General features: G+C 48.7%; 14 protein-coding genes. All 14 read right to left on the reverse strand.

The features are described from left to right. Window positions 1-11: 11 nt before the first annotated feature. Window positions 12-962, reverse strand: a complete 951-nt coding sequence (gene trxB / locus BAMF_RS37455; RefSeq protein WP_029575303.1) for a thioredoxin-disulfide reductase — start codon at window positions 960-962, stop codon at window positions 12-14. A 202-nt stretch (window positions 963-1164) separates the two neighbouring features. After that, window positions 1165-2577, reverse strand: a complete 1413-nt coding sequence (locus BAMF_RS37460) for a C40 family peptidase (RefSeq protein WP_041481743.1) — start codon at window positions 2575-2577, stop codon at window positions 1165-1167. Between the two features lie 396 nt (window positions 2578-2973). Beyond that, the gene (locus tag BAMF_RS37465) at window positions 2974-4428 is read right to left on the reverse strand and encodes a tetratricopeptide repeat protein (protein WP_013353730.1); all 1455 of its coding nucleotides are present in this window, start codon (window positions 4426-4428) and stop codon (window positions 2974-2976) included. A 115-nt stretch (window positions 4429-4543) separates the two neighbouring features. Then, the gene (locus BAMF_RS37470) at window positions 4544-5605 is read right to left on the reverse strand and encodes a sensor histidine kinase (RefSeq protein WP_013353731.1); all 1062 of its coding nucleotides are present in this window, start codon (window positions 5603-5605) and stop codon (window positions 4544-4546) included. Continuing rightward, the gene (locus tag BAMF_RS37475; RefSeq protein ID WP_013353732.1) at window positions 5602-6279 is read right to left on the reverse strand and encodes a response regulator transcription factor; all 678 of its coding nucleotides are present in this window, start codon (window positions 6277-6279) and stop codon (window positions 5602-5604) included. Before BAMF_RS37475 ends, BAMF_RS37470 begins: the two co-directional genes overlap by 4 nt. Window positions 6280-6424: 145 nt before the next feature. Further along, window positions 6425-8194, reverse strand: a complete 1770-nt coding sequence (locus tag BAMF_RS37480) for an ABC transporter ATP-binding protein (protein ID WP_013353733.1) — start codon at window positions 8192-8194, stop codon at window positions 6425-6427. A gap of 210 nt (window positions 8195-8404) precedes the next feature. After that, complete coding sequence (hisIE, locus tag BAMF_RS37485) at window positions 8405-9025, reverse strand: bifunctional phosphoribosyl-AMP cyclohydrolase/phosphoribosyl-ATP diphosphatase HisIE (protein ID WP_013353734.1); 621 nt, start codon at window positions 9023-9025, stop codon at window positions 8405-8407. Further along, a complete protein-coding gene (gene hisF, locus BAMF_RS37490; RefSeq protein ID WP_013353735.1) occupies window positions 9022-9780 on the reverse strand; it encodes an imidazole glycerol phosphate synthase subunit HisF in 759 nt (252 codons plus the stop codon). Before hisF ends, hisIE begins: the two co-directional genes overlap by 4 nt. Then, window positions 9777-10514 carry a 1-(5-phosphoribosyl)-5-[(5-phosphoribosylamino)methylideneamino]imidazole-4-carboxamide isomerase gene (hisA, locus tag BAMF_RS37495; protein ID WP_013353736.1) on the reverse strand — a complete coding sequence of 246 codons (738 nt, stop codon included), beginning with the start codon at window positions 10512-10514 and terminating at the stop codon, window positions 9777-9779. The genes hisF and hisA overlap by 4 nt, the downstream gene beginning before the upstream one ends. Beyond that, window positions 10511-11149, reverse strand: coding sequence for an imidazole glycerol phosphate synthase subunit HisH (gene hisH, locus BAMF_RS37500; RefSeq protein ID WP_013353737.1), 639 nt, complete (start codon window positions 11147-11149; stop codon window positions 10511-10513). Before hisH ends, hisA begins: the two co-directional genes overlap by 4 nt. Beyond that, complete coding sequence (gene hisB / locus BAMF_RS37505; protein ID WP_013353738.1) at window positions 11150-11734, reverse strand: imidazoleglycerol-phosphate dehydratase HisB; 585 nt, start codon at window positions 11732-11734, stop codon at window positions 11150-11152. Further along, a complete protein-coding gene (gene hisD, locus BAMF_RS37510) occupies window positions 11731-13014 on the reverse strand; it encodes a histidinol dehydrogenase (protein ID WP_013353739.1) in 1284 nt (427 codons plus the stop codon). Before hisD ends, hisB begins: the two co-directional genes overlap by 4 nt. After that, on the reverse strand, window positions 13011-13652 hold the full coding sequence (gene hisG / locus BAMF_RS37515; protein WP_013353740.1) for an ATP phosphoribosyltransferase: 642 nt from the start codon (window positions 13650-13652) through the stop codon (window positions 13011-13013). Before hisG ends, hisD begins: the two co-directional genes overlap by 4 nt. Further along, window positions 13645-14817 (reverse strand): ATP phosphoribosyltransferase regulatory subunit, encoded by a 1173-nt coding sequence (locus BAMF_RS37520; RefSeq protein ID WP_013353741.1) that lies wholly within the window; start codon window positions 14815-14817, stop codon window positions 13645-13647. The genes hisG and BAMF_RS37520 overlap by 8 nt, the downstream gene beginning before the upstream one ends. Window positions 14818-14849: the final 32 nt, after the last annotated feature.

A 14849-nucleotide genomic window follows, 5' to 3' on the forward strand; every position in this document is an offset into this window, starting at 1 on the left:
CATTACAGCGATTATTTAACGGTTTTGAGCGTCTCCTGAAGCTCTTCCACATAATGCTGAACGCTTTGGGCCGCAATACTTCCGTCACCTGTCGCCGTAACGATCTGGCGGAGTGATTTTTCACGAATGTCTCCCGCAGCGAAAATGCCGGGAACTTTCGTTTCCATTTGATCATTTGTTTCAATGTAGCCTTCTTCATTTGTGATGCCCAAGTTTTCGAACGGTTTAGAAAGCGGAAGCATGCCGATATAAATAAAGACGCCGTCAGCTTTGAATTCTTCCTCTTCTCCCGTCACAGTATCCACAAGTGTCAGTCTGCCGACTTTTCCGTTTTCTTCATGGATTTCTTTTACGGTTTTATTCCATTCGAAATCAATTTTGTCATTGTCAAAGGCACGCGCCTGAAGAATGCTTTGCGCACGCAATTTATCACGTCTGTGAACGATGGTGACTTTTGAAGCGAAGCGTGTCAGATAGACGCCTTCTTCCACAGCCGAGTCTCCGCCGCCGACTACGACAAGCTCTTTATTTTTGAAGAATGCGCCGTCACATACCGCACAGTACGATACGCCGCGGCCGCCAAGTTCTTTTTCACCGGGAACGCCGATCTTTTTGTATTCCGCTCCGGCAGAAATGACGATGGCGCGCGCTTTATATTCTTTTGAACCGGCTTTGACCGTTTTATATTCTTTACCGTCGACAATTTCTTTAATATCGCCGTACGCATATTCCGCACCGAATTTTTTCGCATGTTCAAACATTTTATTAGAAAGTTCAGGGCCGAGAATGCTTTCAAAACCCGGATAGTTTTCAACATCCTCTGTGTTGGCCATCTGGCCGCCCGGAATTCCTCTTTCGATCATTAATGTGGATAAGTTCGCTCGTGATGTGTAAACGGCAGCGGTCATCCCCGCCGGACCCGCGCCGATAATGATCACATCATAAATTTTTTCTTCTGACACCATGATTCACTCCTTTTCGAAATGGGGCGCACCCTATATGAATAAGAATCCCCATCAATCGTATTCCTTACCCATATCCTATAAAATCTGAGGGCGATTCGCTATCTTTTTGCTCATTTTTCTGAGCGTGATTAGGCATCTCCTGAGCGGGTATACAAATAAAGAAAGAGCCTTCCGGGATGGAAGGCCCTTGTCTTATTCATTATTGCACGACACGTCTTACATTGCCGTTGAATACTTTTTTCCAGTAAGGGTTGCTCATAGAATCGATGGATACACCATGAGATGTATTATCGTTCAGGAATGTCCCATTACCTAAGTAGATGCCGACGTGACCGTTTGTTTTATACGTATCGAAGAATACTAAGTCTCCGCGTTTCATGTCAGACGCGCTGACTGCCTCACCTCTTCCGATTAGCGTATCTGTGCTTGTGCCGCTTACAGGTCCGAGGTTAACGCCTGCGTTAGCATAAGCCCAGCGTACAAATGAAGAGCAGTCAAAGATACGGTTGTTAATATCAGATTGTGTGCGTCCGCCGCCGAATTTGTACGGAGATTGACCCACAAGGCTTGATCCTACGCTGATCGCGCCTTCAATACCGCCTGAATTTGAGATAACAGATCCGCCGTCAGAATCATCTGAACCGCCGCTGTTATGAGATGATCCGCCTGAATTGCTCGGTTTGCTTGAGCTGTCAGATGAATCGGATGTTTCAGTTGAAACAGCCGCTTTTTTCACAGTTTTAACCGCAGGTGCCGGCTGGCTGTCATCTTTTTGGTTTTGGTCTTCAGAGGCTTTTTGCGCTTCTTCCTGTTTTTTGATCAGGGCAGCTGCTGCAGCCTGCTCTTCTTTAATGCGCTTCTGTTCTTTTTCAGTGTCAGCTTTTTCGTTTGCAAGCTGTGACGCTTCTTTTTTCAGATCAGAGATAGCGGAAGCCGCTTTTTTCTGACCGTTTTTCGCTTCGTCGAAAAGCTTGTCTTTCTGATCAAGCTGTTTGTTCAGGTCTTTTTGCATAGACTCTAACTTCGCAAGATCATCTTGGACTTTTTTAAGCTTCACGTTAAGTTCAGCTTCAGCATCTTCGAGTTTCGCTTTATCCTGCTCCTGCTGTTTGATCAGGTCTTTATCCGCATCAACGATAGAAGATACCGCAGTCGCACGGGAAATGAAATCTCCGAAGCTTGTCGCTCCTAAAAGAACGTCAATGTATCCTTGAGAACCGCCGTTTTCCTGTAAAGAACGAACGCGTTTTTTCAGGATTTCATTGCGTTTTTCAATGCGCGCTTCTGTTTCTTTGATTTCTTTTTTCAAATCAGCGATTTGCTTTTTCGTTTTTTCGTTTTCAGCTTTTTTATCTTCGATTTTATTACTTGTATCCAACGCTTTGGCGTTAATGTCTTTCAGTTCTTTTTCAATCTTAGCCTGCTTGTCCTGAAGCTTAGATAATTCCTTTTCTTTCGCTTCGAGGCTTGAAGCCACCTCAGATTGCTTGCTTTCGATTTTTGCTTTTTTGCTGTCTAATGTTTCCGCCGATGCAGTTTTTGTAAACGGGATCAAAAAACTGCTTGTCCCGATGACGGAAGCCAAACCAAGTGTTAATAAACTCTTTTTCACTTTTTCTTTCCTCCCTTTTACTTTAAAACCTGTTCTCATTTGGAATTCTATTATGAACATCAAAGTTACGCTCCCTCACATACCGTGAGGCTGATGATTTTTATGTATGAATCTTTGAAACTGGTTAATTGGTATAGATTATACAGCACATGTAAAAAAAACTAATCTCTTATGTACGAGAATCATTATACCATCATGTTTCGACAATTTTTATTACAGTTATATTTCAATGTGATTGCAAAATTCATCATTTGCAAAATAAATGATGATTGCGGTCTGTTTTTGATTCAAAAAGCAAAAAAATACGTATGAAAATCTCTTTTTTCGGCAGTAAAGTTCTGTTTTATCACTTTCTGATAAAAAAAGAACCGACTCTTTATATAGAAAGAATCGGTTTTATTCTAATATATCATCTATTTGTCTGATGTATTTTGAGAGTGTTGCCGCGGATATACCGTAAACGGCGGCGGTTTCTTTTTTCGTCGTTTTTTCGCCGTTTGCTTCCTTCCATACGTATGCAATGGCTGCGGCCCATGCCCGCTCATTCTGTACGGCAGCAGCAGCGCGGATGTGCTGAATAACGTGAAAAACCCAGCAGCTCATGACGTCAGTCTTTAAACTGTCGGCTTCCGCTTTCTCCAGCAGCTTGACCGTCCGATACGTGAACAAAGCATCACGGGAGACGCCTGAAGCGCCTTTTTCACCGGAAAGCAGCAGTCTGACGAATTCCTGTTCAAACGGCGTAGCGGCTCGTTTTGCAGCCAGAACTTTTTCAAGCTGGTGCCGCTCTCCTTGAGCGCTGCTGATATAATAGGCGGCGAGCCGCTGTTCAAGTGAAGCAGGCAGCGGTTCCTGCCGCTCCGCCCAAGGCGCGGGGCGGTCTGATTCGGGAAATTCAGTTTCGGCCTTTCTCCAAATGGTTTCGGCAAATTCTGTACGGCCTGTCCCGTATGCTGAGGCGGCAAGCCAGTAATAAAACGTGTCGTCGCCTTCAAATCCGCTTTTGTATAGAGAACGGAGCCACTTATAGCCAAGATCATGTCTGCCGACAAGCGCAAGCGTCGCCCCCAGCTTGTAACGCTGTTCGAATAATATCGGATACACATTGGCGAGCCTTTCGCTCAATTCTCCGACTTTTTCATCTTCCCTCTCGTAATAGCAGAATACAAGGTAGTTGCACAGGGCGTGGAGATTGCCTTCGTTTTTCTCAAGCACTTCAAATACCGTCTGTTTCGCTTTTGTTACATTGCCTGAGTAAAAATAAGCGAGCGCCAGGTTGTTGTATGCGGACCAAAGCTCGGGGTAATCGGCTGTAATCTCTTCAAGCATGACAACCGCTTCATGAAGCTGGCCGCTCTCAAGAAGCGCTTTTGCCCGGTCCTGCCTGATCAGCAGTTCATCTTGGTCATAGAGCGATTCGTTTTCACCCGCTTCGCCGAAATCCAGAAGCTCCATCAGGTTTTCAATCTCTTCGCTGAATTCTCCGTCCGGATCGGCATCAGAATAAGCCGCCGCTTCTTTGTATGCTTCCTGAAAGAGCCCCAAATGCGCGAAATTATTCGCTTTAAAATAATGACACTCGGGCATTTCTTCTTTCAGGTTCACCAAAATAAAGTCGAACAGCTCATTTGACTGCTGGTAGTGCCCCATTTCAGAATAAATGACGGCCAGCCGGGACAGCATTTCGGAATCATTCGGTTCGAGATGAACGGCTCGCTGAATCAGTTTGCTGGCCCGTTTTAAATTCCGCTCTTTATATGCTTTTAAGCCTTTATGAAAAAAATATTGTCCATCCTGAAGCAGCTGGACAATTTGTGCGTGCTTTTTATGTTCAGAAGTGTGTTTTCCCACAAATACCCTCCGTTTTATACGTATTACCGTCAGTAGTATACCATAAAACGGTTTCGCCTCAATAGTTCAAAAGACAGGATCGGCTTCGTTTTTTACTGGCTGGTTCGACCAGATTTTAGCTGTTTGTTTCATGAGGGTCGGCAGGAAGAATGACGCGGAAAAGGGTTCCTTCGCCGCGCTTGCTTTCAACCTCTATCGAACCGCCGTGCAGCTCAGCGATTTTTTTGGCGATGGACAGGCCGAGCCCGCTTCCCCCCGCGTTTCTCGCTTTATCCGCTTTATAAAACCGTTCAAATACGCGCTCTGCCTGCTCAGGCTCCATTCCGATTCCGTTGTCGGCGATTTCGATGGCCGCAGCCTCCGGCAAATCTGTAATTTTAACGGATATGCGGCCTCCTTCTCCGGTAAATTTCACAGCATTGTGAATGAGATTCATCCAGACTTGGCTGAGCAGCGCTTCATCTCCGTACACATACGACTCCTGTAAATCAATGAGAAACTCAATCTGTTTGGCGGACCACTCTGGCTCACAAGTCAATATGGTGCGCCGCAGCTGTTTGTCAATGCGGAACGGTTTTTTTTGTATCGGTTCGGTCTGACGTTCGAGTGCGGTGAGCTTCAGCAGATTTTCACTGATTTTTGATAATCGTTCTGTTTCTGTCTCGATGATGTGTAAGTAGCGCCCCCGCTCCTCATATGATAAATCCGGTTTTTTTAAGAGGTGCGCATAGCCCTTTAATGAAGTAAGCGGGGTTTGAATTTCATGGGAAACGTTTGAAATAAATTCTTGTTTCAGTTTTTCCATTTCACTCAGTTCCGCGGCGAGTGTCGACAGTTCATCAGCCAACTTCGTCACGGGGTGATCCCGCTCAATTTTCTCCATTTTCCGGGAAGCGGCCGCGGTGAAGTTGCCGCTCGACATTTGCTTGATCGTGGCGGTGAGCGAATCCCAGATCGCATGATGTCGTTTACGCGCTGACTTTGAAAAAATAAACATCGTTAAAAACAGCAGGCCGAACACAAGCCAAAGTGTCAGAATTTGCTCGACGAACGGCGTCAGCAAAATTGGCCATATAACACCGAAGCCCTGAACGATCAAGTGGGCAGCAAGCCATAAAAATGCAGTGAATACGAGAAGGATGATGATTCTTCCCGCCGTTCTGAGAATCCGTTTCATTCTGTCACCACAAACCGGTAGCCGAGACCCCGCACCGTATGAATGGCAAACGGATAGTCCTTTTCAGGAAACCGTTCTCTCAGCCTTTTAATATGAACGTCAACCGTCCGCTCGTCACCTTCATAATCAAAGCCCCAAATATCTTCTATTAAATGCTCTCTTGAAAACGTCTTATTCGGATAACCGGCGAGCTTAAATAAAAGCTCAAATTCACGCCGGGGCAGCGTCATTCCCGAACCGCCGCCGCGCGTTACAGTACGGGATTGCTTATCTAATGTGACCGTTCCGATGGTCAGCAGTTTTTCAGCGGTGATCCGGTAGCGTTTCAGCAATGCTTTGACCCTTGCTTCCAGCTCAAGCGGCTCAAACGGTTTGACGAGATAATCGTCCGCTCCGGAAGTAAAACCCTGCACTTTATCCAGCGTTTCGCCTTTTGCCGTCAGCATCAAAATCGGAATATCCGTAAAGCTGCGGACGGCTTCACTGACTTCAAATCCGTCCATTTTCGGCATCATCACATCCAGTATGATGAGATCAATATGTGTTGATTCTATCAGCTGCACCGCCGCTTCCCCGTCTTCCGCTTCTGCGACGTCAAATCCGCTCTGCTCCATCATAAGGCGGACAAGCTCACGGATATGGCGGTCATCATCCGCAACCAATATGACAGCCATGAAAATCCCTCCTTCTGCTTTTTCAAATTTTTTAGTCTCCTGTATCTTCAGCAGACTCTCAAAACGGTCCGTCACTGTGCCATATCGGCTAAGCTGTAAAATAAAAAGCAGCTTTTCAGCTGCTTTCTTTTCATAAAGTCTTGCTTTACACAGCTTTGTTTTCTAAGTCGGCATTCAGCTTCAGCTGCTGCTCCGCAAAATCACGGTACAGCGAATGGGATGCCATTAATTCATGGTGTGTGCCCCGTCCGGTGATTTCACCCTGTTCGACAAAGAGAAGCTGATCTGCATCCACAACCGTGGATAAGCGGTGGGCGATCACGATGGTGGTGCGGCCTTCCATCAAGACTTCCAGCGCCTGTTGCACCCATTTTTCAGATTGGCTGTCCAGACTTGATGTCGCTTCATCAAGCATAAGAATGCTCGGATTGCGGAGAAGCGCTCTGGCAATGGCGATGCGCTGGCGCTGTCCGCCTGACAGCATAATCCCCCGTTCACCGACCTCGGTTTCAAATTTCTTCGGTAAATCTTCAATAAATTGCAGGGCGTAGGCCATGTCGGCCGCTTTTCTCAGTTCCTCATCGGTCACCTCGCGTTTTAATCCGTAGCAGATATTGTCGCGGATGGTGCCTGACATTAACGGACTTTCTTGAGACACGTAGCCGATATGCTCCCGCCATGATTCAAGGGAATACGTATCAATCGGTTCATTCCCGAGCAGGATACTGCCGGCCGTCGGATTGTAGAATCGTTCAAGCAGTTTAAATAACGTTGTTTTTCCGCCGCCGCTCGGTCCGACAATCGCAGTGACTTTGCCGGCCTCAATCGTTGCCGTAATGTCTTTTAAGATGGTTTGATCTGTTTTGTAGCCGAATGAGACTTGTTCAAGCTTAATCGGCTGATCCGCGTTTTCAATCGCTTTCCCGGTCTGGATGTCTTCTTCTTTTTCTGCAAGAATATGAATCATCCGTTCTGTTGCGCCGACGGATTTTTGAAGCTGTGTGAAAAATGAAGTAATCTGGCCCATCGGCATAATGATCTGAAACAAATACAGGATAAAGGCAACGAGTGCGCCGGCTGTCAGTTCACCTGATGATACCTGCATTCCGCCGTACCCGATGACAGCGACCAGCGCCGCCATTAATACGAGTGTGATAAGCGGGCCTACAAGTGACTGCACCTTCGCTTCACGCAGACCGAGTTTAAAGAGCGCCATGATGCCCGCTTTTCCGCGGCCGTATTCCGCTTCTTCAGCGTTTGACGCTTTCACAAGCCTGATTTCCGGGAGGATGTGGTTCAACAATCCGGTGAATCTCGCTGTTTCATCCTGTGTTTCCCGAGATATTTTAAACATTTTCCGGCCGATCGGCACTAAAATAACCGCAGCCAGCGGCACGACGATCAGCACGAGCAATGTCAGCTTCCAGTTCATGATAAATAAGATCGTCAGTGATCCGATAACGGAAATGATTCCGGTAATAAATCCGCTGATATTGTTTGTGATCAGCTCTTTTACCACCATCGTGTCATTGGTGACACGGCTGATCGTTTCGCCCGTGGCGTTTTTGTCAAAATAAGAGACGGGCAGTTTAATTAATTTCTGCCATAACATATCACCCAGCCCCGAGATGATTTTCTGGCCGCTGTAGTTCAAGGCGTATGTGGCGTAGGCGCTTAATGCGGCCTGTACGATAAATACGGCTGCGATGATCCCGATTTGCATGCCTGACAGCGACGACATGGAAAAACCGTCAACGAGCTGCTTTGTCAATAGCGGAATCAGCAGGCTGACGAGCGTTGTCACAATACTGAGAGACAGCGCGAAGGCCAGCATTCCGTATGATGGTTTTGTTTTTTTGACTAATGAAAAGAATGAACTGAATTTCCCTTTTGGTTTCGGTTGTTTATTCGGCATATGTTTTCCTCCTATATCACTGTTTATACTATAACGGATGAGCATGAACGGAATATGAACAAAACGTACATTTTTAATAAAAACCAAAATAAACTCTATTAGTCAATATTATCAAATTCATCTGCCTCCGGTTGAGAAATAAGGAATATTTTAATGAATGTTTAGGTTTGGCATGTAAAAAACCTCACGAATCTCTCCGTGAGGTTTGTTTTACTCAGATGACGAATGGCGTTTCGCAAGGACGGCAAGCACGTCGTCCAGAGGAAGCGACTGCTCTCGCAATAGAACGAGCAAATGATAAAGCAAATCCGCCGCTTCCCATTTTAATTCTTCATGATCGCGGTTTTTCGCGGCAATAATAACCTCTGCGGCTTCTTCGCCGACTTTTTTGAGGATTTTATCGACACCTTCCCGAAACAGGTACGTTGTGTAAGCCCCGTCAGGCATCTCCGTCTGCCGTTTGGCGATTACGCTTTCCAGTTCATTTAAGATGCCGAAACGATCCTGCACGTCCGCTTTTTCCGGAGTAAAGCAGCTGTAGCTTCCCTTGTGGCATGCGGGTCCTGAAGGCTCCGCCAGCACGACAAGGGCGTCTTGATCACAATCATAGCGGATAGCTTTTACCTTTTGGGTATTCCCCGACGTCGCTCCTTTATGCCACAGCTCCTGCCGTGAACGGCTGTAAAACCAGGTTTCTTTCGTTTCTATCGTTTTTTCATATGATTCACGATTCATATAAGCCAGTGTCAGCACTTCTTTGCTTGCCGCATCCTGTACGATGGCGGGAATCAGTCCGGCCTCGTCAAACCGCAGTTCATCTGCCCGTTTCATCTCACATTCACCCCGTGTTTCTTCATATAATCTTTCACTTCTTTTATCGATGTTTCTTTGTAATGAAATATTGAAGCTGCAAGCGCGGCGTCCGCTTCACCGATCGTAAACGCTTCAAGCATATGGCGCGCGCTGCCGGCTCCCCCTGACGCAATGACGGGCACCGGGACGGCACGTGTAACAAGCTTTGTGAGCGTATGGTTAAAGCCCGTTTTCTCTCCGTCTGCGTCCATGCTTGTCAGCAAGATTTCACCCGCACCCCGGCTGACGGCTTCTTTTGCCCAGGCTGTGACTTCCCACTCGGTTTTCTTTCTGCCGCCGTGTGTGTACACTTTATAGCAACCCGAGTCTTCGTCATACTTTGCGTCGATCGCCGCTACGATGCATTGCGAGCCGAAAAAGTCCGCCCCTTCCGTAATCAGCTCGGGCCGGAGGACGGCCGCTGTATTAACGGATACTTTATCAGCGCCGGCGCGAAGCATTCGTTTCATATCGCTTAATTGATTGATTCCGCCGCCGACCGTAAACGGAATTGCCAGTTTTGCAGCAACTTGTTCAACGACGTCTGTCATCGTCTTGCGGCCTTCATGAGAAGCGGAAATGTCGAGAAAAACGAGCTCGTCAGCGCCCTCCCTGTCATATGCTTCAGCCAGCTCGACAGGATCGCCGGCATCTTTCAGCCCGAGAAATTGAATGCCTTTGACCACGCGTCCTTCTTTCACATCAAGACACGGAATGATTCGTTTCGTTATCATGCGTCCCTCACCCCGCTGAGCGCTTCGGCCAATGTAAATTGTTTAGTATACAGCGCTTTTCCGATAATCGCTCCCGATACACCGGCGTCTTTGTAGCGGGCCAGCGCTTTTAGATCAGCGACTGAGCTGACCCCGCCTGAAGCGATGACGGTTTTTCCCGTTGCTTTTGCGAGCTGGACGGTGCTTTCAATGTTCGGTCCTGACAGCATGCCGTCAGTTGCAATATCCGTGAAAATGAAGGTTTCCGCTCCTTCCACAGCCAATTCACGGCCCAGATCGGCCGCTCTTACGGAGGATGTTTCCAGCCAGCCTTCCGTCGAGACATACCCGTTCCTCGCATCGAGACCGATGGCGATTTTCCCGCCGTATTGTTTCAGCATGCTTTTCACAAACGCCGGATCAGAAACGGCCGAACTGCCGAGAATGACACGATCGGCGCCTTGTGATAAGTAACCGTACACGTCTGCTTCAGAACGGATGCCGCCGCCGATCTCGACTTTGACATCAAGCTGCTGCACGATGTCAAGAACATGCCGGTCATTTACTTTCTTGCCTGCTTTCGCGCCGTCAAGATCCACAAGATGAATCCATTCCGCACCTTCTTTTGCAAATTGCGCCGCCATGTCTAAAGGCGAGTCTCCGTATATTGTTTCCTTGCCGTAATCACCTTGGATGAGCCGGACGCATTTGCCGTTTCTCATATCGATTGCCGGATATAATGTAAAAGCGCTCATTTCTTCACCTTCTGTTCCGCTGCCATTTTTGTAAATTGTGTTAGGATCGCCATTCCGGCCGAGCCGCTTTTTTCCGGGTGAAACTGCGTCCCAAAGACATTGCGTTTCCCGACGACCGCGGGTACTCGAACGCCGTACTCGGCACTTGCCAGAAGATCTCCGTCTTCCATCCCGTCTATATAATAGGAATGGACAAAGTAAACGAAGCCTTCTTCCGCTTTTGAAAGCAAAGGAGACGTTTGGTGAAACGTCAGCCGATTCCAGCCCATATGCGGCACCTTCAGCTTGTTTCCTTCAGCGTCCCTGTCTTTTAGTCTCACTGCTTTTCCGGCTAATAAGCCAAGTCCTTTTGCAGTGCCGTTTTCGCTGCTTTTTTCGAAAATAAGCTGCATGCCGAGGCAGATGCCGAGAAGCAGCTTCCCCTCCTCAACCATGCGGTGAATGAATCGATCAAGCTTCATGCTGTGTAAATTGTCCATGGCGTCACTGAACGATCCGACACCGGGAAGAATAAAAGCATCCGCTTTTTCCAGCTCTTCCGGCCGGTCTGATACGAGATACGGGACGCCGACGCGTTCCAGCGCCTTTGACACGCTGAATAAATTGCCCATTCCGTAATCAATTACACCGATCATTTACAGCATTCCTTTCGTTGATGGTACACCCTTAACCCGCGGATCAATGGATGACGCTTCATCCAGCGCTCTGCCAAGCGCCTTAAACACGGCTTCTATCATATGGTGGGTATTCGTACCGTAATGAACGATCACGTGCAGATTCATTCTCGCTTCGAGCGCCAGTTTCCATAAAAATTCATGTACAAGCTCGGTATCAAACGTGCCGACTTTCGCTTGCGGAAATGCAGCGCGCATCTCAAGGTGCGGCCGGTTGCTCAGGTCTACGGCAACTTGGGCGAGCGCTTCGTCCATCGGCACAAGCGCTGATCCGTACCGTTTGATGCCTTTTTTATCACCAAGCGCTTCCAAAAGAGCCTGCCCTAAGCAGATGCCGATATCTTCAGTCGTGTGGTGATCATCTATTTCCGTATCGCCTTTTGCATCAACGGTTAAATTGAATTGCCCGTGCTTTGTAAACAAATCAAGCATATGGGTCATAAACGGCACATCCGTGCTGATATCTGCTCTTCCTTCTCCGTCTATCCCGAAAGCCAGCTTAATATCCGTCTCATTTGTTTTTCTGGCGCGTTCCGCTTTTCTCATCGGTCACTTCCTCCGTTTCTCGCTTCAATCGATTTTGCGTGCGCTTCAAGCCCTTCCAGTCTCGCGAAGGCGGCAATGCTGTCCGCATGGGATTCAAAAGCCTTCCTGCTGTAAGAGATGATGCTCGATTTCTTTTGAAAATCTGTGACATTCAGCGGGCTTGAAAACCGTGCCGTGCCGTTTGTCGGCAGAACGTGATTCGGTCCGGCAAAATAATCTCCCACCGGTTCAGCGCTGTATCGTCCTAAGAAAATCGCTCCCGCGTGTCTGATGCTTCCAAGCAAAGCCTCCGGCGAATGCGTCATGATTTCTAAATGCTCGGGCGCCAGCGCGTTCACCGTGTCTATCGCATCCTCCATCGATTCCGAGATATAAATGCGCCCGTGATCCATGATCGACGCTTCGGCGATCTCTTTACGCGGCAGCGTCTGAAGCTGTTTATCCACCTCATCGGATACCGCTTCGGCAAGCTTCCTTGAATCGGTGACAAGCACGCTTGAGCTGAGCATATCGTGTTCGGCTTGTGAAAGCAGGTCAGCGGCGACTTCTTGCGGCACCGCCGTATCGTCTGCCAGGACCACGATTTCACTGGGACCGGCAATCATGTCAATATCCACATCACCGAAGACTTCGCGCTTCGCGAGTGCCACAAATATATTGCCGGGGCCCGTAATCTTATCAACAGGCTGTATCGTGTCCGTTCCGTAAGCGAGCGCGGCAATCGCCTGTGCGCCCCCCGCTTTGTAAATTTCATTTATCCCGAGCTCAGACGCCGCAACCAGAACGCCCGGCGAAAGGCGGCCGTCTTTTCCCGGAGGGCTGACGAGAACGATCCGCTCCACTCCCGCAGCAAGAGCGGGGATGACATTCATTAAAACGGAGGACGGATAAGCGGCCGTCCCGCCCGGCACATATACGCCCGCGGAATCGAGCGCCGTTATTTTCTGTCCGAGCATCGTGCCGTCTTTGCGGTGGTAAAACCAAGAGGATTGCAGCTGGCGCTCGTGATATTCTTTAATATTGGCAATTGCCTGCCTGATCACTTCCAGCAGCTGATCATCAAGCAGACGGTACGCCTCGGCGATTTCGTCCCCGCTCACCGCCATCTGGTCCAGGCTGATCCCGTCAAATGTTTTTGTATAGGCCAAAACGGCTTTGTCGCCGTTTTTTCTGACGTCTTCAATAATCGCTCTGACGGTTTTTCGCTGCTCTTCGGTTCCGCTGTCAATAGAACGCTTCAGTGAAAACCGCTCGCTTTTTTTTATTGCGGTTATTTTCATTTTGCCGTGTCTCCTTCCACAACCCTTGCCAGCCTGGCCGCCATTTCGTCGATTACATCGTCCTTCATGCGGTAGCTGACCGGGTTGACAATAAAACGCGATGTGATGTCACAAATATGTTCCGACTCTACGAGACCGTTTTCCTTTAATGTCCGCCCTGTTGATACGATATCCACGATTCTGTCAGCAAGCCCGATTAAAGGCGCCAACTCAATGGAACCGTTCAGCTTAATGATTTCCACCTGCTCGCCCTGTTCTCTGAAATAACTTGACGCAACATTCGGATATTTTGTCGCAATCCTCGGAGCGACTCCGTTCCAATCCGCTCCCGGAAGCCCTGCAACGGCGAGATGGCATTTGCTGATATTCAGATCGAGCACCTCATATACGTCACGCTCTTCTTCAAGCATGACATCCTTTCCGGCGATACCGGCATCAGCGACGCCATGCTCGACATATGTCGTGACGTCCATCGGCTTTGCCAGAATAAAGCGGAGATTTTCTTCCGGAACGTCGATGATCAATTTTCTCGATTCTTCAAACTCCCCGGGCAGCCTGTATCCGGCCTGCCTCAGCAATCCGGCCGCTTCCTCAAATATCCGTCCTTTTGGCATAGCCATTGTGAGTACCTTACCCATTCTGCTCTTCCTTTCTGGCACCGATAAAGTAGGTGACGTTTGCGAATGATTTTGTCATATGATCGATATTTTCAATGCCCGCCAAATCCTGCAGGACGACTTTTCTGCCTCTTGCCCTTTCTTCCTCCGCGAATAAAATGGCCTGCGGCCGCTGCTCCTTGCTGAAAATAACGGCGTCCGCATCACTTGTTTCTCCCCGGATGCCGAGCGCTTCAATCAGCCTGTCGATACGGAGCCCGAAGCCCGTGGCGGGAGCAGGGCTGCCGAAATGGCCGAGAAGATTGTTATAACGGCCGCCGCTTCCGATGACAAACCCGACATTTGCCGCGTACACTTCGAATAAAATCCCCGTGTAGTAACTCATATGGCTTACCATGTTCAGATCAAGGCGAATATGCTCGGCACACCCGTAATCTTCAAGAATGTCCCACAGGTCTCCCAGCTCCTGAATCACGCTTTGCCCGGAGATGCCGATGATCTCCCCCGCTTTGGCGCAGATCTCTTTTCCGCCGCGCAATTCCAGAAGTCCGAGCAGCCGGCTTTTGTCTATTGAAGAAAGCGGAAGCGACTTGACATGTTCTTTGTACCCCACGTAATTCTTTTCAAAGAGAAAGCGCCGCAGAACATCCGCCCGCTCGGCATTTCCCAAAACCTCGACAAACAGCTCATCTGCGAGCCCGGCATGGCCGATCGCGATTTTAAATTGGCGCAATCCCGCGTTTTTCAAAGCGCCGGCCGCGAGCGCAATCACCTCGGCATCCGCGCTTGTTGATCCATCGCCGATCAGCTCCGCGCCGACCTGTTCGAATTCAGCCGGACGTCCGCCTTCCCGCTCCTGAGCGCGGTAGACGCTTGCCGCGTACCCCGCTCTGAGCGGATGATTGTTTTTGTGCAGCTTAGACGCCGCCACCCTGGCAATCGGTCCGGTCATGTCAGGCCGAAGCACAAGCGTTTTTCCGTCCTGATCGAGAAGCTTAAACAGCTGCTGTTCGTCAATGGCTGACTGGGCACCCACTGTTTCATAGAATTCAAGAGTCGGTGTCTCCATAAACTGATAACCCCATTTATCAATTAAATCCGTTAGTGTGGAACGGACTTTCTTCTTTGCTTCGTATAAACCGGGCAGCGTATCTCTCATGCCATGCGGTTTCTCAAACATAAACATTCCCTTTAGCACCCCCGCTTTTTCTGAAGAAA

This window comes from Bacillus amyloliquefaciens DSM 7 = ATCC 23350 (assembly GCF_000196735.1).
GTDB classification, from domain to species: Bacteria; Bacillota; Bacilli; order Bacillales; family Bacillaceae; genus Bacillus; species Bacillus amyloliquefaciens.